This is a genomic window from Bradyrhizobium sp. P2_E8 (assembly GCF_056403875.1).
Genome location: NZ_JBFUES010001570.1, coordinates 1 through 1,102, shown reverse-complemented (window position 1 = coordinate 1,102; position 1,102 = coordinate 1). Strand labels below are relative to the sequence as shown.

Annotated in this window: 1 protein-coding gene; it reads left to right on the top strand. The window is 65.1% G+C overall.

Annotated elements, in window-relative coordinates; translation table 11 throughout:
- Positions 1-1,102, top strand: a 1,102-nt coding sequence (atpA, locus tag AC1D00_RS42375; protein WP_477014815.1) for a F0F1 ATP synthase subunit alpha, incomplete at both ends; no start/stop codon positions are given.

The window sequence follows — 1,102 nt, the reverse complement described above, 5'->3', positions numbered from 1 at the left end:
GGTGCTGTCCGTCGGCGACGGTATCGCCCGCGTCTATGGTCTGGACAACGTCCAGGCCGGCGAAATGGTCGAGTTCGAGAACGGCACCCGCGGCATGGCGCTGAACCTCGAAACCGACAACGTCGGTGTCGTTATTTTCGGTGCCGACCGCGAGATCAAGGAAGGCCAGACCGTCAAGCGCACCCGCGCCATCGTGGACGCGCCGGTCGGCAAGGGCCTGCTCGGCCGCGTCGTCGACGCGCTCGGCAATCCGATCGACGGCAAGGGTCCGATCCAGGCCGACAAGCGTATGCGCGTCGACGTCAAGGCGCCCGGCATCATTCCGCGCAAGTCGGTGAGCGAGCCGATGGCGACCGGCCTCAAGGCCATCGATGCCCTGATCCCGATCGGCCGCGGCCAGCGCGAGCTGATCATCGGCGACCGTCAGACCGGCAAGACCGCGATCGCGCTCGACACCATCCTGAACCAGAAGCCGCTCAACGCGCAGCCGGACGAGAACATCAAGCTGTACTGCGTCTACGTCGCGGTCGGCCAGAAGCGTTCGACCGTCGCCCAGTTCGTGAAGGTGCTGGAAGAGCAGGGCGCGCTCGAATACTCGATCGTCGTCGCCGCCACCGCCTCGGATCCGGCGCCGATGCAGTACATTGCCCCCTTTACAGCCTGCACCATGGGCGAATTCTTCCGCGACAACGGCATGCACGCCGTCATCATCTATGACGATCTGTCCAAGCAGGCCGTCGCTTACCGCCAGATGTCGCTGCTGCTGCGCCGTCCGCCGGGCCGCGAAGCCTATCCCGGCGACGTGTTCTATCTGCACTCCCGCCTGCTCGAGCGCGCGGCGAAGCTCAGCAAGGACCATGGCTCGGGTTCACTGACCGCACTGCCGATTATCGAAACCCAGGCCAACGACGTGTCGGCCTACATCCCGACCAACGTCATCTCGATCACCGACGGTCAGATCTTCCTGGAAACCGACCTGTTCTTCCAGGGCATCCGTCCCGCGGTGAACGTCGGTCTGTCGGTGTCGCGCGTCGGCTCGTCGGCGCAGACCAAGGCCACCAAGAAGGTCGCCGGCAAGATCAAGGGCGAGCTCGCGCAGTAC